General features: G+C 49.4%; 13 protein-coding genes, 16 tRNA genes, 2 rRNA genes and 1 pseudogene. 31 read left to right on the top strand and 1 reads right to left on the bottom strand.

Annotation, left to right across the window (positions count from 1 at the left end; genetic code table 11):
* Positions 1–108 precede the first annotated feature (108 nt).
* The 28 genes from D5E69_RS07515 to D5E69_RS07650 all read left to right on the top strand — a co-directional run bounded on the left by D5E69_RS07515 (position 109) and on the right by D5E69_RS07650 (position 16351).
* A 23S ribosomal RNA gene (locus tag D5E69_RS07515) occupies positions 109–3042 on the top strand.
* A gap of 172 nt (positions 3043–3214) precedes the next feature.
* Positions 3215–3330, top strand: a 5S ribosomal RNA gene (gene rrf / locus D5E69_RS07520).
* Positions 3331–3337: 7 nt separating this feature from the next.
* Positions 3338–3412, top strand: a tRNA-Asn gene (locus D5E69_RS07525).
* A 6-nt stretch (positions 3413–3418) separates the two neighbouring features.
* A tRNA-Ser gene (locus D5E69_RS07530) sits at positions 3419–3511 on the top strand.
* 5 nt (positions 3512–3516) lie between these two features.
* Positions 3517–3591, top strand: a tRNA-Glu gene (locus D5E69_RS07535).
* Positions 3592–3613: 22 nt separating this feature from the next.
* Positions 3614–3689: transfer RNA gene (locus D5E69_RS07540), tRNA-Val, on the top strand.
* 49 nt (positions 3690–3738) lie between these two features.
* Positions 3739–3812 (top strand) — tRNA-Met (locus D5E69_RS07545).
* A gap of 128 nt (positions 3813–3940) precedes the next feature.
* Positions 3941–4017: transfer RNA gene (locus D5E69_RS07550), tRNA-Asp, on the top strand.
* 27 nt (positions 4018–4044) lie between these two features.
* A tRNA-Phe gene (locus D5E69_RS07555) sits at positions 4045–4120 on the top strand.
* Between the two features lie 9 nt (positions 4121–4129).
* A tRNA-Thr gene (locus tag D5E69_RS07560) sits at positions 4130–4205 on the top strand.
* Positions 4206–4221: 16 nt separating this feature from the next.
* Positions 4222–4305 (top strand) — tRNA-Tyr (locus tag D5E69_RS07565).
* Between the two features lie 8 nt (positions 4306–4313).
* Positions 4314–4387, top strand: a tRNA-Trp gene (locus D5E69_RS07570).
* Between the two features lie 2 nt (positions 4388–4389).
* A tRNA-His gene (locus D5E69_RS07575) sits at positions 4390–4465 on the top strand.
* Between the two features lie 41 nt (positions 4466–4506).
* A tRNA-Gln gene (locus tag D5E69_RS07580) sits at positions 4507–4578 on the top strand.
* A 4-nt stretch (positions 4579–4582) separates the two neighbouring features.
* A tRNA-Gly gene (locus tag D5E69_RS07585) sits at positions 4583–4657 on the top strand.
* Between the two features lie 9 nt (positions 4658–4666).
* Positions 4667–4740: transfer RNA gene (locus tag D5E69_RS07590), tRNA-Cys, on the top strand.
* An 18-nt stretch (positions 4741–4758) separates the two neighbouring features.
* A tRNA-Leu gene (locus D5E69_RS07595) sits at positions 4759–4843 on the top strand.
* A 3-nt stretch (positions 4844–4846) separates the two neighbouring features.
* Positions 4847–4920: transfer RNA gene (locus tag D5E69_RS07600), tRNA-Gly, on the top strand.
* Between the two features lie 129 nt (positions 4921–5049).
* Positions 5050–5802: an alpha/beta hydrolase gene (locus D5E69_RS07605; RefSeq protein WP_048004502.1), complete on the top strand. Its 753-nt coding sequence runs from the start codon at positions 5050–5052 to the stop codon at positions 5800–5802.
* 152 nt (positions 5803–5954) lie between these two features.
* On the top strand, positions 5955–6896 hold the full coding sequence (locus D5E69_RS07610) for a carbohydrate ABC transporter permease (protein ID WP_048004501.1): 942 nt from the start codon (positions 5955–5957) through the stop codon (positions 6894–6896).
* Positions 6896–7723 carry a carbohydrate ABC transporter permease gene (locus D5E69_RS07615; RefSeq protein ID WP_159130335.1) on the top strand — a complete coding sequence of 276 codons (828 nt, stop codon included), beginning with the start codon at positions 6896–6898 and terminating at the stop codon, positions 7721–7723. The genes D5E69_RS07610 and D5E69_RS07615 overlap by 1 nt, the downstream gene beginning before the upstream one ends.
* Before the next feature lie 72 nt (positions 7724–7795).
* Complete coding sequence (locus D5E69_RS07620; RefSeq protein WP_159129508.1) at positions 7796–9064, top strand: ABC transporter substrate-binding protein; 1269 nt, start codon at positions 7796–7798, stop codon at positions 9062–9064.
* Positions 9065–9213: 149 nt separating this feature from the next.
* Positions 9214–11010 carry a cache domain-containing sensor histidine kinase gene (locus D5E69_RS07625; protein WP_159129509.1) on the top strand — a complete coding sequence of 599 codons (1797 nt, stop codon included), beginning with the start codon at positions 9214–9216 and terminating at the stop codon, positions 11008–11010.
* The gene (locus D5E69_RS07630) at positions 10988–12544 is read left to right on the top strand and encodes a response regulator transcription factor (RefSeq protein ID WP_159129510.1); all 1557 of its coding nucleotides are present in this window, start codon (positions 10988–10990) and stop codon (positions 12542–12544) included. The genes D5E69_RS07625 and D5E69_RS07630 overlap by 23 nt, the downstream gene beginning before the upstream one ends.
* Before the next feature lie 17 nt (positions 12545–12561).
* Positions 12562–13293, top strand: coding sequence for a ThuA domain-containing protein (locus tag D5E69_RS07635; RefSeq protein ID WP_159130336.1), 732 nt, complete (start codon positions 12562–12564; stop codon positions 13291–13293).
* The gene (locus tag D5E69_RS07640) at positions 13290–14312 is read left to right on the top strand and encodes a Gfo/Idh/MocA family protein (protein WP_159129511.1); all 1023 of its coding nucleotides are present in this window, start codon (positions 13290–13292) and stop codon (positions 14310–14312) included. The genes D5E69_RS07635 and D5E69_RS07640 overlap by 4 nt, the downstream gene beginning before the upstream one ends.
* Before the next feature lie 17 nt (positions 14313–14329).
* Complete coding sequence (locus tag D5E69_RS07645; RefSeq protein WP_048004496.1) at positions 14330–15370, top strand: Gfo/Idh/MocA family protein; 1041 nt, start codon at positions 14330–14332, stop codon at positions 15368–15370.
* A gap of 12 nt (positions 15371–15382) precedes the next feature.
* Complete coding sequence (locus tag D5E69_RS07650) at positions 15383–16351, top strand: sugar phosphate isomerase/epimerase family protein (protein ID WP_048004495.1); 969 nt, start codon at positions 15383–15385, stop codon at positions 16349–16351.
* Positions 16352–16836: 485 nt separating this feature from the next.
* On the opposite strand, the gene D5E69_RS07655 is transcribed toward D5E69_RS07650, so the two are convergent.
* Positions 16837–17514 carry a B3/B4 domain-containing protein gene (locus D5E69_RS07655; RefSeq protein WP_048004494.1) on the bottom strand — a complete coding sequence of 226 codons (678 nt, stop codon included), beginning with the start codon at positions 17512–17514 and terminating at the stop codon, positions 16837–16839.
* A gap of 83 nt (positions 17515–17597) precedes the next feature.
* Between D5E69_RS07655 and queG the strand changes: the two are divergent.
* From queG to trmL, 3 genes and pseudogenes are all read left to right on the top strand, one after another.
* A pseudogene (gene queG / locus D5E69_RS07660) lies at positions 17598–18730 on the top strand (tRNA epoxyqueuosine(34) reductase QueG).
* Positions 18731–18800: 70 nt separating this feature from the next.
* Positions 18801–19676: an amidase domain-containing protein gene (locus D5E69_RS07665; RefSeq protein ID WP_048004492.1), complete on the top strand. Its 876-nt coding sequence runs from the start codon at positions 18801–18803 to the stop codon at positions 19674–19676.
* Positions 19677–19736: 60 nt separating this feature from the next.
* Complete coding sequence (gene trmL / locus D5E69_RS07670; protein WP_048004491.1) at positions 19737–20210, top strand: tRNA (uridine(34)/cytosine(34)/5-carboxymethylaminomethyluridine(34)-2'-O)-methyltransferase TrmL; 474 nt, start codon at positions 19737–19739, stop codon at positions 20208–20210.
* Positions 20211–20227 lie beyond the last annotated feature (17 nt).

Here is a 20227-nt window from a genome sequence, read left to right on the forward strand (position 1 = left end):
GAGTAAAATAAACATCCATCTTCTATATTGTTCTTTGAAAACTAGATAAAGTTTTATTGATAGTCAAGAAATTACCGAGTATCGCCATTTTAGGTTTTTAACCAATTCGGTTAAGTTAATAAGGGCGCACGGTGGATGCCTTGGCACTAGGAGCCGATGAAGGACGGGACTAACACCGATATGCTTCGGGGAGCTGTAAGTGAGCTGATCCGAAGATTTCCGAATGGGGGAACCCACTGTTCGTAATGGAACAGTATCCTTGCTTGAATACATAGAGCTTGGAAGGCAGACCCAGGGAACTGAAACATCTAAGTACCTGGAGGAAGAGAAAGCAAATGCGATTCCCTGAGTAGCGGCGAGCGAAACGGGATTAGCCCAAACCAAGAGGCTTGCCTCTTGGGGTTGTAGGACACTCTATACGGAGTTACAAAGGAACGGGGTAGACGAAGAAGTCTGGAAAGGCTCGTCAAAGAAGGTAACAACCCTGTAGTCGAAACTTCGTTCCCTCTTGAGTGGATCCTGAGTACGGCGGGACACGTGAAATCCCGTCGGAAGCTGGGAGGACCATCTCCCAAGGCTAAATACTCCCTAGTGACCGATAGTGAACCAGTACCGTGAGGGAAAGGTGAAAAGCACCCCGGAAGGGGAGTGAAATAGAACCTGAAACCGTGTGCCTACAAGTAGTCAGAGCCCGTTAACGGGTGATGGCGTGCCTTTTGTAGAATGAACCGGCGAGTTACGATCCCATGCAAGGTTAAGTCGAGAAGACGGAGCCGCAGCGAAAGCGAGTCTGAATAGGGCGAATGAGTATGTGGTCGTAGACCCGAAACCAGGTGATCTACCCATGTCCAGGATGAAGTCCAGGTAACACTGGATGGAGGTCCGAACCCACGCACGTTGAAAAGTGCGGGGATGAGGTGTGGGTAGCGGAGAAATTCCAATCGAACCTGGAGATAGCTGGTTCTCTCCGAAATAGCTTTAGGGCTAGCCTCATGTTGTAAGAGTCTTGGAGGTAGAGCACTGTTTGGACTAGGGGCCCTCATCGGGTTACCGAATTCAGACAAACTCCGAATGCCAAAGACTTATCCATGGGAGTCAGACTGCGAGTGATAAGATCCGTAGTCGAAAGGGAAACAGCCCAGACCACCAGCTAAGGTCCCAAAGTATACGTTAAGTGGAAAAGGATGTGGAGTTGCTTAGACAACCAGGATGTTGGCTTAGAAGCAGCCACCATTTAAAGAGTGCGTAATAGCTCACTGGTCGAGTGACTCTGCGCCGAAAATGTACCGGGGCTAAACGTATCACCGAAGCTGTGGATTGACACCGTTTGGTGTCAGTGGTAGGAGAGCGTTCTAAGGACTGCGAAGCTAGACCGTAAGGACTGGTGGAGTGCTTAGAAGTGAGAATGCCGGTATGAGTAGCGAAAGATGGGTGAGAATCCCATCCACCGAATGCCTAAGGTTTCCTGAGGAAGGCTCGTCCGCTCAGGGTTAGTCGGGACCTAAGTCGAGGCCGATAGGCGTAGACGATGGACAACAGGTTGATATTCCTGTACCACCTTTCTTCCATTTGAGCAATGGGGGGACGCAGGAGGATAGGGTAAGCGCACTGCTGGATATGTGCGTCTAAGCAGTTAGGCTGATGATGAGGCAAATCCCATCATCGTGAAGGCTGAGCTGTGATAGCGAGCGAATTATAGTAGCGAAGTTCCTGATTCCACACTGCCAAGAAAAGCCTCTAGCGAGGAAGATGGTGCCCGTACCGCAAACCGACACAGGTAGGCGAGGAGAGAATCCTAAGGTGAGCGAGAGAACTCTCGTTAAGGAACTCGGCAAAATGACCCCGTAACTTCGGGAGAAGGGGTGCTCTGGTAGGGTGCAAGCCCGAGAGAGCCGCAGTGAATAGGCCCAGGCGACTGTTTAGCAAAAACACAGGTCTCTGCGAAGCCGTAAGGCGAAGTATAGGGGCTGACGCCTGCCCGGTGCTGGAAGGTTAAGAGGAGTGCTTAGCGCAAGCGAAGGTGCGAATCGAAGCCCCAGTAAACGGCGGCCGTAACTATAACGGTCCTAAGGTAGCGAAATTCCTTGTCGGGTAAGTTCCGACCCGCACGAAAGGCGTAACGATCTGGGCACTGTCTCAACGAGAGACTCGGTGAAATTATAGTACCTGTGAAGATGCAGGTTACCCGCGACAGGACGGAAAGACCCCGTGGAGCTTTACTGTAGCCTGATATTGAATTTTGGCACAGCTTGTACAGGATAGGTAGGAGCCTTGGAAGCCGGAGCGCTAGCTTCGGCGGAGGCGTCGGTGGGATACTACCCTGGCTGTGTTGACATTCTAACCCGCGCCCCTTATCGGGGTGGGAGACAGTGTCAGGTGGGCAGTTTGACTGGGGCGGTCGCCTCCTAAAGAGTAACGGAGGCGCCCAAAGGTTCCCTCAGAATGGTTGGAAATCATTCGCAGAGTGTAAAGGCACAAGGGAGCTTGACTGCGAGACCTACAAGTCGAGCAGGGACGAAAGTCGGGCTTAGTGATCCGGTGGTTCCGTATGGAAGGGCCATCGCTCAACGGATAAAAGCTACCCCGGGGATAACAGGCTTATCTCCCCCAAGAGTCCACATCGACGGGGAGGTTTGGCACCTCGATGTCGGCTCATCGCATCCTGGGGCTGTAGTCGGTCCCAAGGGTTGGGCTGTTCGCCCATTAAAGCGGTACGCGAGCTGGGTTCAGAACGTCGTGAGACAGTTCGGTCCCTATCCGTCGTGGGCGCAGGAAATTTGAGAGGAGCTGTCCTTAGTACGAGAGGACCGGGATGGACGCACCGCTGGTGTACCAGTTGTCTTGCCAAAGGCATCGCTGGGTAGCTATGTGCGGAAGGGATAAGTGCTGAAAGCATCTAAGCATGAAGCCCCCCTCGAGATGAGATTTCCCATCACTTTATGTGAGTAAGATCCCTGAAAGATGATCAGGTAGATAGGTCAGAGGTGGAAGTGTGGCGACACATGGAGCTGACTGATACTAATCGATCGAGGACTTAACCAAACGTAATGCAGGCGCGTTGCGCCTGCCAGACTGGCCGATACGCCGGTAATGATTGACTATCAACCCTTTATCTAGTTTTCAGGGAATAAGTATACATAAAGTATAAAAAAACCTTGAAATCGCCGCGAGAATGCGGTATAATAATACTTGTCCTTTTGAAGGACATACATAGTCTGGTGACATTGGCGAAGAGGTCACACCCGTTCCCATGCCGAACACGGAAGTTAAGCTCTTCAGCGCCGATGGTAGTTGGGGGATCTCCCCTGCGAGAGTAGGACGTCGCCAGGCGGTACATTCCACAGTAGCTCAGTGGTAGAGCTATCGGCTGTTAACCGATCGGTCGCAGGTTCGAGTCCTGCCTGTGGAGCCATTATATGGAGAGCTGTCCGAGTGGCCGAAGGAGCACGATTGGAAATCGTGTAGGCGGTTTATAGCTGTCTCAAGGGTTCAAATCCCTTGCTCTCCGCCATATATGGCCCGTTGGTCAAGCGGTTAAGACACCGCCCTTTCACGGCGGTAACACGGGTTCGAATCCCGTACGGGTCACCATTTTTAAATGCAAAGAATCAGTGGAGGATTAGCTCAGCTGGGAGAGCATCTGCCTTACAAGCAGAGGGTCGGCGGTTCGATCCCGTCATCCTCCACCATATTTTTTTCGCGAAGCGAAGCGTAGTGAAAATAACTTATCATTATCGTCGCGGGGTGGAGCAGTTCGGTAGCTCGTCGGGCTCATAACCCGAAGGTCGCAGGTTCAAATCCTGTCCCCGCAATACCGTTTTGATCCGTGAGGATTGGGATGCAGTGACATTGATAGCGGATTTGCTATCGCAGTACTTTGATCTTTATTTTCGCTAACGCGAATACTAATGATAGCTATTTTGCTATCGCAAAAAGCTTTGGTCCGGTAGTTCAGTTGGTTAGAATGCCTGCCTGTCACGCAGGAGGTCGCGGGTTCGAGTCCCGTCCGGACCGCCATTTTTCATTTTAATACAAATATGCAATGGCTCAGTAGCTCAGTTGGTAGAGCAATGGACTGAAAATCCATGTGTCGGCGGTTCGATTCCGTCCTGAGCCACCATTTTTTTGTGCCGGTGTAGCTCAACTGGTAGAGCAACTGACTTGTAATCAGTAGGTTGGGGGTTCAAGTCCTCTTGCCGGCACCACTGATTTTTTATAGCTGGAGGGGTAGCGAAGTGGCTAAACGCGGCGGACTGTAAATCCGCTCCTTCGGGTTCGGCAGTTCGAATCTGCCCCCCTCCACCATTTAATACAGGGGCATAGTTTAACGGTAGAACGAAGGTCTCCAAAACCTTTGGTGCGGGTTCGATTCCTGCTGCCCCTGCCATGGCGATTGTGGCGAAGTGGTTAACGCACCGGATTGTGGTTCCGGCATTCGTGGGTTCGATTCCCATCAGTCGCCCCATATTTTTGTCACATTTTTCTCTGTGTGTCATATACTAACAGTGGGCTATAGCCAAGCGGTAAGGCATCGCACTTTGACTGCGACATGCGTTGGTTCGAATCCAGCTAGCCCAGTAGTGCGGAAGTAGTTCAGTGGTAGAACACCACCTTGCCAAGGTGGGGGTCGCGGGTTCGAATCCCGTCTTCCGCTCCATAGAAAAATGGCGGCATAGCCAAGTGGTAAGGCAGAGGTCTGCAAAACCTTTATCACCGGTTCAAATCCGGTTGCCGCCTCCATATTTTTTTTAGACGCTTGCCGGTGTGGCGGAATAGGCAGACGCGCACGACTCAAAATCGTGTTCCGTAAGGAGTGCCGGTTCGACCCCGGCCACCGGTACCATAAGCGGGTGTAGTTTAATGGTAAAACCTCAGCCTTCCAAGCTGATGTCGTGGGTTCGATTCCCATCACCCGCTCCATCTTACATATTCAGACTTCCAACAAATTCGTTGGAGGTCTTTTTTTGTATCAGGGGAGAGAATATCTGGAAACCTCATCCGCCTCCTTATATACTGGACATAACGTATTGATCATTAGGGGGAAAACGTATGAACATTCAATCCATTCAGTTGAGCAGCAACCCGCAATCGACGCTTACAGCCTATTCATTGGATACAACCAAGCGTATGAAAAACATCTCCACCCGTCCTGCCGTGTTGATCCTTCCGGGGGGAGGGTATTACTATACATCGGACCGGGAGGCAGAACCTGTAGCCATGGCGTACTTGTCTGAAGGCTATCATGCATTCATTCTTCGTTACTCTGTAGGAGAAGACAAGGGGTTTGAAGATTCATTCAGGGATGCTGAAGAAGCACTGGCATATGTAAGGAATCATGCCTCTGAATTTGGAGTGGATCCTGAGCGTATCGCAGTAGTCGGCTTTTCCGCCGGGGGGCATCTGGCCGCTTCACTGGGAACCATGGGCACGTTCAGACCGAGAGCCCTGATCCTCGGGTATCCTTGTATTCTTTCAACCCTTGAGGATGTACTGGCTTTTCCGGTGCCGTCACTGGAAGAGAGAGTGGACGGGAACACACCTCCAAGCTTTTTGTTTTCGACTTTTGAAGACCGCATCGTACCGGTCGAACATACGCTGGAATTCATGAGGGCCCTCAGCCGTGCTGGCGTCCCCTTTGAATCTCATATTTTTCAGCATGGTGTCCACGGACTTTCCCTTGGGAAGCCTTTGTCATCGGCTGGACAGCGTTCAATGGTAGACGATGATTTCTCACAATGGTTTCAGCTCAGCATCTCCTGGCTCCACCGATTGATGGGAGACTTTCCCCTAGACCGGGAATAATAGATGTGACCCCCGCCCGCTTTACTCGGGCGGGGGTCTTTTTTTGTTGTCAAAGAGGTCAATATCGTGCCCCATCCATGTCAACTCAGTTGACCATAAAAAGTAAGCGTTTACATTATAATGAGAAAAAGCGTTACTGAAGGGGAGAAGAGATGGAACCAAAGATAGAGACGGGACCGGTCAGGCCTGAGGTACAAATGAAGCCCGTTCCGAAAAAAGGACTCAAATGGAAAAGCGTATTGACCTATACCGCATTTGTGGGTCCGGCACTATTATTCTTTCTTGTTATACAAATCGTCCCGTTCCTGATGGGGCTGTACTATTCGTTTACATCGTGGAACGGGGTCAGTTCGGCTGTGGAATGGGTTGGATTCGATAATTATATCCGGATATTCACCGATGATCAGGTGTTCTTCCAATCCTTTATGTTCACAACGAAGTTCATGTTTGCAGCGGTGATAATCAGCAATGTGATCGGATTCGGGTTTGCCCTGCTCCTGAATGCAGCTTTGAAGACGAAGAATATCCTGAGAACCGTATTCTTTTTGCCGAATGTCATCGGCGGTCTGCTACTCGGATTCATCTGGCAGTTCATCTTCGTAAAAGGCTTTGCGTCGTTGGGCAACCTGACCGACCTCTCCCTGTTCAAGATGCCCTGGCTTGGGGATGAGAAGACGGCTTTCTGGGGCATCGTCATCGTCTTTGCATGGCAGATCAGCGGTTATATGATGGTCATTTATGTGGCAGCCCTGCAAGGAGTCGATACGTCCCTATTGGAAGCAGCAAAGATCGATGGTGCATCGAACTGGACGCTGTTGACACGGATCATTGTTCCTCTGATCCTGCCGGCTTTCACGATCTGCTTCTTCCTGACGATATCAATGGCATTCAAGATCTTTGATCTGAATATATCCCTGACAGGCGGGGGACCATTCAACTCCACCCAGTCTGTAGCCATCAATATTTATCAGGAAGCATTCCAGAATAACCGGTACGGTCTCGGTACAGCCAAATCGATCCTGTTCTTTGTCATCGTCGCTGTATTCACTACCGTCCAGGTGATGATCACGAAGAGGAAGGAGGTCCAGGCATGATGAACAACCGCTATACAAAAAGGATGTTCCTGCTCGAAATTGTCGCAATCGCACTGGCCATCGTCTTCATGATTCCCTTTTACTTCGTGTTGGTGAATTCGGTCAAACCGTTCGCAGCCATCTTGATCGATGCAGCTGCCTGGCCGGAAGAGTTCATGTTTTCAAACTATGCAAGGGTGTGGGAAATCATCCAGTTCCCCCGTGCCTTCATGAACTCCTTCATCATCACAACGATCAGTAACATCGGTCTTGTTCTGATTTCCTCCATGGCCGCATGGAAAATGGTCAGGACTCCGGGGAAGTTCAGTAAAATCCTATTCATTTTATTTGTATCAGCCATGGTCATTCCTTTCCAAACGGTCATGATTCCCCTGATGAAGGTGGGGGGGACACTGGGCCTGACAAATAGTATCCCGGGGCTGATCCTCATGTATTTTGGTTTCGGCGTGCCTCTGTCCCTCTTCCTCTACCATGGCTTTGTCAAGACGGTGCCGGTCGAGATCGAGGAGTCGGCCATGATGGATGGTTGCAGCTCATTCGGTGTCTTCTGGAGGATTGTCTTCCCTCTATTGAAGCCCATCACCGTCACAGTCGTCATTCTGAATACGCTCTGGATATGGAATGATTATCTTCTGCCGCTCCTGGTTCTGCAGGATGCAGAGCTCCGGACGATCCCGCTTGCTGCGAGCTCATTCTTTGCACAGTATACGAAGCAATGGGACATGGGACTTGCCGCTTTGGTCCTCGGGATCACACCGGTCATCATTTTCTTCCTGTTCCTTCAGAAGCATATCATTAAGGGAATTGCGTCAGGATCCATCAAGTAGATATAAACTTTCTGTGTATTCCATGCAGAAAATTATATAAAATTTAAAAGAAGAATGGGGAGGTCGAATCTAGTGAAACGTATTCTACTGTTAAGCATGTCGCTGATCCTGGTATTTGGGATCATTGCAGGCTGTTCATCCAAAGGCTCTTCGGGTTCGGATGGGAAGAGTGATGGGGATGTCGTGACCCTGAATTTCTTCCAGTTCAAGGTTGAAATCGCCGATCAACTACAGGAAATGATCAAGGAATTCGAAGCAGAGCATCCGAATATTAAAATCAAGCTTGAGACGGTAGGGGGAGGAGCGGACTACGGTGCAGCCCTGAAAGCCAAATTCGCTTCCGGAGAGGAACCGGATATTTTCAATAACGGTGGATTCAAGGAGTTGGATCTTTGGAAAGAAAAACTTGCCGACCTTTCAGGTGAGCCTTGGGTCGATCATGTACTTCCAATCGGTAAAGTCCCGATGACAGATGAGGATGGCAAGCTTTACGGGATGCCGGTCAACCTTGAAGGATACGGGTTCATTTATAACAAAGACCTTTTCGAAAAAGCAGGCATCAAGGAAGCACCAAAGACAATCGACGAACTGAATGATGCAGCAAAGAAATTGAAAGCGAAGGATATCACACCGTTTTCAGCCGGTTATGGCGAATGGTGGGTCATCGGACAGCATTTGCTGAATATCCCGTTTGCCCAGCAGGAGGATCCCGACGCGTTCATCAAAGGATTGTATGATGGAACGGAAACATTCAAGGATAATGACAAGTTCAAAGAGTTCAAGAGTGTACTGGATGCAGAAATCAAGAATGCCAACGATAATCCGCTGACGACGGATTATAACACCCAAGTGACGCTCTTTGCCTCAGGGGAAACCGCGATGCTTCAACAGGGGAACTGGACAGAAAACATGATCACTGAAGTCAACCCTGACATCAACATGGGCTTCCTTCCGATTCCACTGAATAATGATGAGAGTGCCGATCGACTGCCTGTAGGGGTCCCGAACAACTGGGTACTCAATAAAAACTCAAAGCATCTGGATGAAGCGAAGATGTTCCTTGAGTGGATGGTTTCATCGGAAACAGGAAAACGTTATATCACAGAAGAGTTTGCCTTCATTCCGGCTTTCGATAACATCGAACCGAATGGATTGGGGGACCTGGGAGAATCCATCCTGACGTACTCGAAGGATGAGAAGACGATCCCTTGGACATGGTTCCAATGGCCGGATGGAGCAAATAAAGAATTCGCTGCTACCATCCAGGAATATGCTGCAGGGAAGATCGACTACGATACGGTCCTGGATCGATTCCAGAAAACGTGGGATAACCTGAAGTAAAAAAGGGGATGGAAAGCACAGGTCATGGGTGCTTTCCATTTTTTATCGGTTCTATCAGTATTTTAAAATATTTTTTTAGAAAACCCTTTCAAATAGGAGGAGGGAAGATTTATACTATTTTATAAGCAAGTTTCGGGGGGCCTGGACCGATGTTGAAGGGAAGCATCCGCAACAAGCTCATTTTCTTATTGATGATCACGACGATCCTGCCCTTTGGCTCTTCGATCATTGTCACCTATCTCTATACAAAGGATTCCATGGAAGACCAGGTGGTGAAAGAGAGCAGCAACTTGCTTTACCAAGGGAAGGTGAACCTTGAAGGGTATATTGGGGAATTGAATGATTTGTCCCTCTCCCTCTATAACAATCCCGATTTTATCAATTATATGAAGTCTCCTGACAAAGACCACGGCTATCTGACCATCGGGATGGTGAAGAATGTGATGCAGACCATTCTTTACACAGGAGATACGATCAATGGGGTGAAGATTTCTTTTCTTGAGGAAGACCGCTTCATCTCGGCGACGAGACGCACCAATGTCGTATTCTCAAGGGGGATATCCGAAGAAGATGAGGCCTCTTATCTGAAGGCAGCCCAAAGTCCATTCAATATGTATATTGAGCCTGCTTACAGCCAGCAGGAGGAGAAGATCAGGCGCTCAAAGGAAATCGTGACGATCCACCGGGCATTCCGTAACGTCCCGGATAATGACGTCCTTGCCTACATATCCCTCGATGTCGCTCCAGATAAAATCGTCGATCTCAGCCGTAATATGTACAATGGTGAATCAGAAGAGTTTTATGTCCTATCACCTCAAGGGGATATGATCTACAGCTCCGATGCCGAGATATCGGATAAGCAGCAATGGATTCAAGAGGTCATCGGCGAAGAGAAAGAAGCGGGCACCATCGAGTGGAAGAGAGATGACTTCAATGGGGTAATCATGTACGATCGCCTGTCACCATCTGCAGGAGGATGGTTCCTCGTCAAACGTGTCGCTTATGCAGACTTATATGAAAGCGCTTTTAATGTAGCGAAGATCAATATCCTCTTTGGGGTCATTGGGCTCGGCTTGGTGGTACTTGCCACCCTGTTTGTTTCATTCAGGATCACCTCACCCATCCGTGGGCTTCTGCAATCCATCCGGCAGGTTGAAAGTGGGAACATGCAGGTGAAGGCCGAGGTATACAGCGAGGATGAAATCGGGGTTTTGAGCAGAAGGTTCCATCAAATGGTGGACCGGATCAATCATCTCATCAATCGGGAGTATAAGCTTGAGCTTGAAAACCGTACGAGTCAATTGAAGATGCTCCAATCACAGATCAATCCTCATTTCTTGTATAATGCACTCCAATCAATCGGCACACTTGGCTTGAAGAATCATGTTCCACACATTTATTCCCTTGTGACACATCTCTCCAAGATCATGAGGTACGGGATGGATATGCAGGAAGACGTCGTTCCCCTCCATAAGGAAATCACCTATGCGGCCGCCTATCTCCTGCTGCAAAAAGAACGCTTTGGAGACCAGCTCCAATACGACATCGATGTACAAGACGACATCAGGGAAGTCGCCGTACCCAAGATGATCCTGCAGCCCATCATTGAAAACTACTTTAAGCATGGTTTTGATGGGAGAAACGGGGTAGGCGTCATCGCCCTGGATTGCCGGCGCGAAGGAGATCAATTGATCATCGTGGTGAAAGATAATGGAGGAGGCATACCAGATCAGAGGCTTGAAGAAATCGAGAAGCAGTTGTACGACTCATCCAAAAAGCCGGAAGGGCATATCGGATTGAAAAACGTGTATGTCCGATTGGCTCTCTATTATGGCGGGAAGGCCGCTCTTTTGTTGAAGAACGTGGATGGGGGCGGACTCATGGTAAGAATCGAAGTACCACTCCAATGGGAGGATGATGCCGATGAAAGCCATCATCGTGGATGATGAGAAGCACGTGCGGGAGGGGTTGATCCTCCTTGCTGATTGGGCAAGTCATGGAATCGATACTGTCATGGAAGCAGAAGATGGGGAGGAAGCCGTCGAACTGATCCAAAAGCACCGGCCGGAAATCATCTTCACCGATATGCGCATGCCCAAGAGAGACGGAATCAGCCTGTTGAAATGGATCCACACGGCCGATATCCGAAGTAAAACCATCGTCGTAAGCGGCCATGATGACTTTGAATTGATGAGGAATGCCATCCATTATAAGAGCTTCGACTATCTGTTGAAACCCATCGAGCCCGAGATACTGAATGAGACCCTCGAAAGGGCCGTAAAGGAATGGCGGGATCACCGTCGTTCGGAAGCAGAGGAGAGGCAGGCAATGAACGAAGTGAAACCCCGCTATTGGGATCACTTGCTTTCGACTCTGTGCCGTCAATCCTCCGTCCCCCCTTCAGCGGAGAAGGAATTTCTCAAGGAGCATGGACGATCGCTGGTGGACTGTGAAAAGCGCATTGCGATCTTTTCAGTGAAACCCATGATCCGACACGTTTTCCAAGGTGATCTCGAACTGACGATGTTTACCGTGATGAATATTTGCAATGAGTGGCTCAGAAGCAAGGATATCGGTGTCTGCTTCCGCCATACCCATTCAGATGATGAAGTCGCCATCCTCCTCTGGGATATACAGGATGCAGAGAGAAGGCTCCGTCAATTGACCAAGCGAATCTATCACTATAGCAGCGTGCATATCACCATGGCCATCGGGACGATTTCCACCCATATGCATGAGGCGTATCAAGAGGCACTTGCCATTCATCTTGGAAGGGATTTGACCGGGAAGGAGCCCGTTGTATCAAGAACTGAAAGGAAGTCTGAGCTTCCTCATCTTTTCGATTATGCCACCGAGTTGAAGCTTCTGATCCAGGCAGGCGATAAGGATAAGCTCTCATCCAAAGTAATGACGATCGTGGATTCCCTGTATAGGAAACAGGGCCTCACCCTTGCCAGGCTGAAGGAGTGGGATGATCAGTTCAACCTCCTCCGATCCAATTGGCTCAAGGAGTACGGTATAACTCTCGAAAGGAAACCGGAAGGATGGGACTATTGGGGAAGGGATGGATCCTTTTTGATTGATCGGTTCAAAGAGGGGAAAAGAAAAGACTTTCTCGAACTCATCGATTGTCTGTCGAACATCAGGTATCAGAAGGAAAAGAACCCCATGCAGGAAGTGGAACAATTCTTGAAAAAGCACTATGTAGAAGAAGTGAGTCTTCAGGAAATTGCCGACCGATTCTTTCTGAGCAGGGAATACATTTCCCGCAGGTTCAAACAGGAATACGGAGTGACAATTACGGATTATCTAGCATCGGTCAGGGTAGAGAAGGCAAAGCAGCTGTTATCCAATCCTTACGTGAAAATCTATCAGGTTGCTCACGATGTAGGATTCCAGAATGAGAAATATTTCAGTAAGGTATTCAAGAAGCTTACAGGAGAAACACCGGCACAATTTAGGCAATCGCTTGCACAATGACAAATGGAGGGAATCGAATAATGAATGTTACAGTTTGGAACGAAAATCGTCATGAACAACAGAATCCAGTGGTGAGGGAAATCTACCCAAAAGGAATACACGGAGCAATCGCTTCCTTCCTCGAAGAGGCATTCAATGTGAGGACAGCTACATTGGATGAACCTGAGCATGGCCTGACACAGGAGGTCCTTGATGGAACAGATGTATTGATCTGGTGGGGGCATCTTGCCCACGGGGAAGTGAGTGACGAAGTAGTAGAAAGAGTGAAGCAGCGGATATTGGATGGAATGGGTCTGATTGTTCTTCACTCCGGTCACTTCTCGAAAATCTTCAAGACCCTCATGGGTACTTCCTGTGATTTGAAATGGCGTGAAGCCGATGAGAAGGAACGGATTTGGATCGTGGATCCATCCCACCCGATTGCAGAAGGGATAGGGGAAAGCATTGAGCTTGAGAAAGAAGAGATGTACGGCGAACACTTTGATATCCCGGCACCGGATCAGCTTGTGATGGTGAGCTGGTTTGAAGGAGGAGAAGTCTTCAGGAGCGGATGTACGTATCAGCGTGGGAACGGGAAGATCTTCTATTTCCGTCCAGGCCATGAAACGTATCCTACCTATTATCATAAAGACGTGCAAAAGGTGATTGAGAATGCGGTGAAGTGGGCTGCCCCTGTGAACCGAAACAGACCTGTCTACGGAAATGCCCAGCCGCTTGAAACGATTAAAGCGAAGGAGGAAGTAAAATGAAACCATTGAAGATTGGTGTGATTGGATGCGGTAGTATCGCGAAACACAGGCATATTCCTGAGTACATGGCCAATGAACACGCAGAGATCGTGGCGGTTTGTGATATCGTAAAGGACCGCGCCGAAGAGATGGCAGATCAGATTGGTGCAAAAGCGTATACGGATTACAAAGAATTGTTGAAGGATGAGTCGATTGAAGCGGTGAGCGTCTGTACGCCGAATGCCCTCCACGCTCCGATTTCCATCGATGCATTGAAAGCAGGAAAGCATGTCCTTTGCGAAAAGCCAATGGCCACTTCCACTGAAGAAGCGCAAGCCATGATCGACGCAGCCAATCAAGCCGGCCGAAAACTGATGATCGGACACAATCAGCGTTTTGTCCCATCCCACCAAAAAGCGAAGGAGCTCATCTCCAAAGGAGAAGCCGGAAAGATTTACAGCTTCCGCACCGCATTCGGTCACGGTGGTCCTGAAGGCTGGAGCGTGGATGGAAAAGATAGCTGGTTCTTCAGGAAAGAAGAAGCCTTCATCGGTGCCATGGGTGACCTTGGCGTCCATAAAACAGATCTTATGCGATACATCCTCGGTGAAGAATTCGTGGAAGTCGGCGCATTCGTCGAAACGTCTTCCAAAGAAAATGCCGATGTCGATGATACGGCCGTATGCGTCTTGAAAACGGAGAGCGGGACCATCGGGACCCTCGCTGCCAGCTGGTCGTATCAGAAGGAAGATAATTCGACCGTCATCTACGGTGAAAAAGCCGTTCTACGACTTGAAGAAGATCCAGTCAATTCCCTTGTCGTCCAGTATTCAACTGGTGAAGTCGTCAAGTATGAACTGGGTGGAATCCAGACGAACGATGACGGCGGTCAGTCTGCATCGGGAGTCATCGATCGTTTCGTGACTTCAGTCGTGGAGGATGTTCCGGCAGCTGTCCCGGGTGAAGAAGCCATGAAATCTCTGCAGGTGGTCCTGGGAGCCCTTGAATCGAGTAAAACCAAGCAGATCATTAGATTGTAAGATAAGGAGTTTCAGCCATGAAAAAGCTCAAAATGGGAATCATCGGTGCCGGAGGGATCGCCCAAGGCCGCCATATTCCCGCTTATAAAAAACTGTCAGATATCGTTACCATTACAGCGGTGAGCGATCTTAACCCGGCAACCGCTGCCGGAGTCGCAAAGGAGCACTCCATTCCCCATGTTTTCAGCAATTATCATGACATGTTCGACATTGTGGATGCCGTCACCATCTGCACGCCGAATAAGTTTCATGCAGAGATCAGCATCGCCGCCTTGAATGCGGGGGTCCACGTTTTCTGTGAAAAGCCCATGGCGATGACGACGGCAGAATGCGAAGCCATGATCGATGCGTCCAGAAAATCAGGAAAACTCCTCGGGATCGCTTATCACTACCGGTTCATGAAGGATTCCATCGCTGCAAAGAGAGTCATTACAGAAAACGAAATCGGCGAGCCGATCGTGGCAAGGGCCCGTGCGATCCGACGTCGCAAAGTCCCGGGCTGGGGTGTATTCACCAACCGGGAACTTCAAGGAGGAGGAAGCCTCATCGACTACGGATGCCATTTCCTCGACCTTTCCCTATGGCTTCTTGGCAATCCGGTCCCGGTTGAAGTGACGGGTACTGCTTACAATAAGCTCTCCCGCATGCCTGGACAGGTCAATCAGTGGGGGGATTTCGACAGGGAGAACTTCGAGGTGGATGATCACGTGACAGCCTATATCAAATTCGATAATGGTGCATCCATGTTATTTGAGACATCCTGGTCGGCCAACGTCAAGTCGGATGAAGAGACCATGAGCATCTCTGGTGAAATTGGAGGGATCGACCTTTTCCCATTCCAGATGAATCAGATGAAGCACGGCATGCTCCTGAATAGTGAGGCAGATTGGATACCCGGTGACGATGATGCGGGCATCCCCCAGGCGATGAATTTCATCAAGAGCTGCTTAGGTGATGAAGAGCTTATTGTAAAACCGGAAGAAGCACTGCAGGTTTCAGCCATAATCGAAGCCATCTATAAAAGCAGCGAAACGGGGAAAAGCATCACATTAAGATAGGAGGAAACATAGATGAAGCTCGGAGTATTTACTGTATTATTCTCTGAAAAGAGTTTTGAAGAGATGTTGGACTATGTAAAAGAAGCGGGGCTCCATTCCGTTGAAATCGGGACTGGGGGGTATCCCGGTAACGCTCATTGTGACCTCGACGTTTTACTGGAGAGTGAGGAGAAACGTAGGGAGTATGCAGAGAAAGTGTCGTCAAGAGGATTGGAGATCAGTGCTTTCAGCTGCCACGGAAATCCACTGACACCTGACAAATCATTTGCAGAAGAATCCCATAGAGCCCTTGAGAAGACCATCCGTCTTGCCGGTCTGATGAATGTACCTGTCGTGAACTGCTTCTCCGGTACGGCCGGGGATCATGAAGGAGCCAAGCATCCCAACTGGCCTGTCACCCCGTGGCCGAATGAGTACGGCGACGTGTTGACATGGCAATGGGAAGAGAAATTGATCCCATACTGGAAGGAGATGGGGAAACTCGCAGAAGAAAATGGCGTGAAGATCGGCCTTGAGCTTCATGGCGGGTTCCTTGTGCACACCCCATACACCCTTCTGAAACTAAGGGAAGAAACGAGTAAAGCCATTGGCGCCAATCTCGATCCTAGTCATCTGTGGTGGCAGGGGATCGATCCGGTTGCCGCTATCAAGATCCTCGGGCAGGCAGATGCGATTCATCACTTCCATGCAAAAGACACGTACATCGATCAGGACAACGTCAACATGTATGGCCTGACAGATATGCAGCCATACGGAAACGTAAGGAGCAGGGCCTGGACGTTCCGCTCAGTCGGATGCGGTCATGGGTTGCAGGAATGGTCCGATATGATGAGCGCCCTTCGTACGTATGGGTATGACTACGTCGTAAGCATCGAACATGAAGACCCGATCATGTCGATTGAAGAAGGCTTCCTTCGGGCAGTGAAGAACCTGAAGTCGGTCCTGATCGAGGAGACACCGTCTGATATGTGGTGGGTGTAAGCCCGCTTTGTGTAGGATTCCTCGCTTGCAGGAAGATTGGCAAACGATGAATGTGTGAATAAAGAAAAGAACTCCTTTGTGGAACCATTCTACAAAGGGGTTTTTTATTGAAGACTAGTGTCATTCTTGTAAGGGAAAGTTTGCAGTGTATTTTACATATTAGAGAGGATAAGGTAGCAGTGAGGATTGCCGTAAAGCAAGTGAATCCACGGTTGAATAGTAAATGACTGGCTTCCTAACATTGTTCAAATTTCTATAGTCTTTTGCATCACCAAAGAGTGTATTGAAGCGGAAGGGACTTGACTCCTACGGGAAGAGAGGGATGACCGAGACCCCGCAAGAATGAGGAGGCTCGACTTCCTCCCAGTGGAAAGCAAGTCCCTGGAGCGAAAAGGAACGGTCTCTGTTTCTCCAGTTACCCTATAAAAAAAGACAAAACCAAAAGGCAAAAATCGCCTATCATGGTTTTGTCCAATGGAGTACGATCAATAATCCGTCGTGACGACCGTATGTGTGGCTTCACCACCGTGGATGCCGGTGAACATTTCCTCGAGGGAAGAAGTAAGCTGATCGCATTCGTCGGATGAGAGTGAAGGTCTCATGTAGATGATCTGAACAGCCTCCGTTGTCTTCTCATCAACGGGCGCGCGTGCCGAATCCACAAACGGACTGCCGAATGGACCCGATCCATCGCAGGCAATGATCAGACCTTCAAGCGAGTTGTCCCTTCCGTTCAGCCCTTTGTACGTTTCACCGGGGCCCCCTACGCGCAGGGTGAGGGAGTTGCCGTCGACCTTGTTCCAGTCGTACACTCCTACGGGCACCTGGTAGCGGAGGGAAAAGAAATTATTGAGGTCGATGGCCGAGTTGATCGTGCCGAGATAATTCTGTTTTCCGATTCTCCTGTAGAGCGCCTCAGCTGAATGACGGTAGCGGTTCGGATCTTTTCCGGTCTTCCTGAATACATCGCGCCATTCGTTGATCCCCGGGAAGTCCGTCACGCTTTGGTCCTGAAGATCAAAGTAGATGGATTCTTGAAAAAGCTGAAGACGCCCTTTGAGCATCTGTGGTGATTCCCCGACCTCGATGCCTCTATAGTGAATGATCCCTGCTTTGAAGTCGGGGACCTTTTCTTTCAATGTTGAATCAATGATGATTTCCACTTTATTTCCCTCCACATTTCGTTTGAAATAGTTTATCATAGTACAATGCATTCATGCGAACGAGAGAAAGGAGGCGGATGGACATGGACATGGAACAGTTGAAGTCGGATATCATTTCCTATAGTAAAACGATCGGAATCGATAAGATCGGATTCACTACGGCAGATACATTCACGGAAATGAAGAATCGCCTCATCCGTCAGGAAATGGCGGGATTCCAGTCGGGTTTTGAAGAACCTAACATAGATAAGCGCGTTGACCCATCCCTTACATTCGATCAACCACGATCCATCATTGCCATCGCCCTTGCCTATCCTTCGAGGATGAAGGATGCCCCAAGGAGCAAAAGGGGTGAGCGGAGGGGGATCTTCTGCAGGGCTTCGTGGGGGACGGACTACCATCATATCCTCAGGGATCGGTTGAAGAAGCTTGAAGAATACATTGTTTCCCGTATCCCGGAGGCCCGGTTCAGGTCGATGGTGGACACGGGGGAACTCGTGGACCGCGCTGTGTCAGAACGTGCGGGTATCGGATGGAGCGGGAAGAACTGCTCGATCATTACACCTGAATTCGGTTCATACGTCTATCTTGGGGAGATGATCACCAATCTTCCGTTTTCACCGGATAAGCCCATTGAAGACGGCTGCGGCACATGCAATAAATGTGTGGACGTATGTCCGACCGGCGCCCTGATAGAAGGCGGCAGGCTCGATGCTCAGAAATGCATTGCATTCCTGACGCAGACAAAGGGATTCCTTAAGGATGAGTACCGGGTCAAACTCGGGAATCGACTTTACGGATGTGATACATGCCAGACGGTGTGTCCGGAGAATAAGGGCAAAGATTTTCACCTCCATAAGGAAATGGAACCGGACCCTGAAGTGGCGAAACCGCTCTTGAAGCCGCTTCTGACGATTTCCAATCGTGATTTCAAGGAAACCTATGGCCACATCTCAGGATCGTGGAGGGGGAAGAAACCCATTCAGAGAAACGCCATCATTGCACTGGCCCATTACAAAGATGAAACCGCAATCCCTGATCTGATCGGGGTTTTGAGGAATGATGTCCGTCCCGTCATGAGGGGGACCTCAGCCTGGGCACTAGGGAAAATCGGGGGCAGGAAGCGGAAGAAGCATTGAAACATCAGATTGAGAAGGAAGCAGATCCTGAAGTCCTCGAGGAAATCGAAAAAGGTCTGCACATGCTGACAGAATAGAAGCCGACCATGAGGGTACGGCTTCTTTTTATTCCCTTCGCGGCATACCCATTAGGGAGGAGGGGAACGTATGATCAGAAGGATATTAATGGAGAACGTCGGGGTCGTGATCAATGATTTCACATCAATCGGCGACTCGCAGTTCGAAAAGGTGAACCGCAAGAAGGCGTCCTTCCTGAAGCGTGATGCTAAGCTGCTCAAGGTGGGAGCGACAGGCAAGGTCCACACCATCGACAAACAACTGGACGATACAGAAAAGGTCACTTATTCTGTTCACTATACGTATTTCATCAAACACGGCAACCACTACTATCTTGAAGAGGAAGTGGAAAGCCGGAAGGCCGTTTATTATGGTGGAGTGATCTATGAAGATGTGGAAGAGCCGATTCCCGCCATGGAACCGGCCATGGAACCGGGTGTGGATGAGGAGGAATATGAGGGAGGGGAAAGACTCGAATATCGCTATGACCGGCACGCGGCGGTTCAATATGCGGAAAAATGGTGGAACAGCTATAACCCTGCATATAAAAAATTCGAGAATGACTGTACGAACTTCATTTCACAATGCCTTCATGCTGGCGATGCTCCCATGAGGGGATATCCGACAAAGGGAAAAGGATGGTGGATGAGGAATCAGAGCTGGAGCTACAGCTGGACCGTCGCCCATTCCCTGCGGCAGTATATTCCTAATTCGTCCGTGGGCCTCCGTGGCAAGCTGGTTGAATCTCCCGATAAGCTGAAGCTGGGGGATGTGATTTGCTATGATTTCGAAGGGGATGGCCGGTTCGATCATACGACCATTGTGACGGGGAGGGATGCAGATGGGATGCCCCTGGTGAATGCCCATACGTATAATTGCCGGATGAGGTATTGGAACTACGAGGATTCCACCGCTTACACCCCCAACATCAAATACAAATTCCTTACCATCATGGACGATCGCTGACAACCTTTTTATAAAAGTGGTATAATGTCACGTATAGTTTTAAGAATGAGGTGACAACACTTGGGAGTACATGTTGTTTTATATCAACCGGAAATCCCCGCCAATACGGGGAATATCGCACGTACGTGTGCAGCCACTGATACGACACTCCATCTGATCCGTCCACTCGGTTTTTCGACGGACGATAAGATGCTGAAGCGTGCAGGGCTGGATTATTGGGAATTCGTTGAAATCATCTATTATGATTCCTTGGAGGAATTCTTCGAAAAGAATGCTGAAGGAGAGTTCTTTTATCTGACCAAATACGGTAAGATCCCCCATACAACCTTCGACTACAGCGACGTGGAAAAAGATCATTATTTCATATTTGGAAAAGAGACGACTGGTCTTCCCGATGAGGTAATCGAACAGAATATGGACCGTGCGCTGCGGATCCCGATGAATGGGAATGTGCGCTCATTGAACCTGTCCAATACCGCGGCGATCCTCGTATATGAGGCCCTTCGCCAAAAAGGATATCCCGGGCTCGACTGAAGCTGATCTTAAAAAGG

Source organism: Rossellomorea marisflavi (assembly GCF_009806575.1).
GTDB classification, from domain to species: Bacteria; Bacillota; Bacilli; order Bacillales; family Bacillaceae_B; genus Rossellomorea; species Rossellomorea marisflavi_A.

Bases quoted from the DNA above. Each gene is read 5' to 3' on its own strand.
- D5E69_RS07630 (WP_159129510.1), top strand. From the start codon at position 10,988: ATGAAAGCCATCATCGTGGATGATGAGAAGCACGTGCGGGAGGGGTTG.
- D5E69_RS07625 (WP_159129509.1), top strand. From the start codon at position 9,214: ATGTTGAAGGGAAGCATCCGCAACAAGCTCATTTTCTTATTGATGATC.
- D5E69_RS07605 (WP_048004502.1), top strand. From the start codon at position 5,050: ATGAACATTCAATCCATTCAGTTGAGCAGCAACCCGCAATCGACGCTT.
- D5E69_RS07645 (WP_048004496.1), top strand. From the start codon at position 14,330: ATGAAAAAGCTCAAAATGGGAATCATCGGTGCCGGAGGGATCGCCCAA.
- D5E69_RS07640 (WP_159129511.1), top strand. From the start codon at position 13,290: ATGAAACCATTGAAGATTGGTGTGATTGGATGCGGTAGTATCGCGAAA.
- D5E69_RS07665 (WP_048004492.1), top strand. From the start codon at position 18,801: ATGATCAGAAGGATATTAATGGAGAACGTCGGGGTCGTGATCAATGAT.
- D5E69_RS07650 (WP_048004495.1), top strand. From the start codon at position 15,383: ATGAAGCTCGGAGTATTTACTGTATTATTCTCTGAAAAGAGTTTTGAA.
- D5E69_RS07610 (WP_048004501.1), top strand. From the start codon at position 5,955: ATGGAACCAAAGATAGAGACGGGACCGGTCAGGCCTGAGGTACAAATG.
- D5E69_RS07615 (WP_159130335.1), top strand. From the start codon at position 6,896: ATGAACAACCGCTATACAAAAAGGATGTTCCTGCTCGAAATTGTCGCA.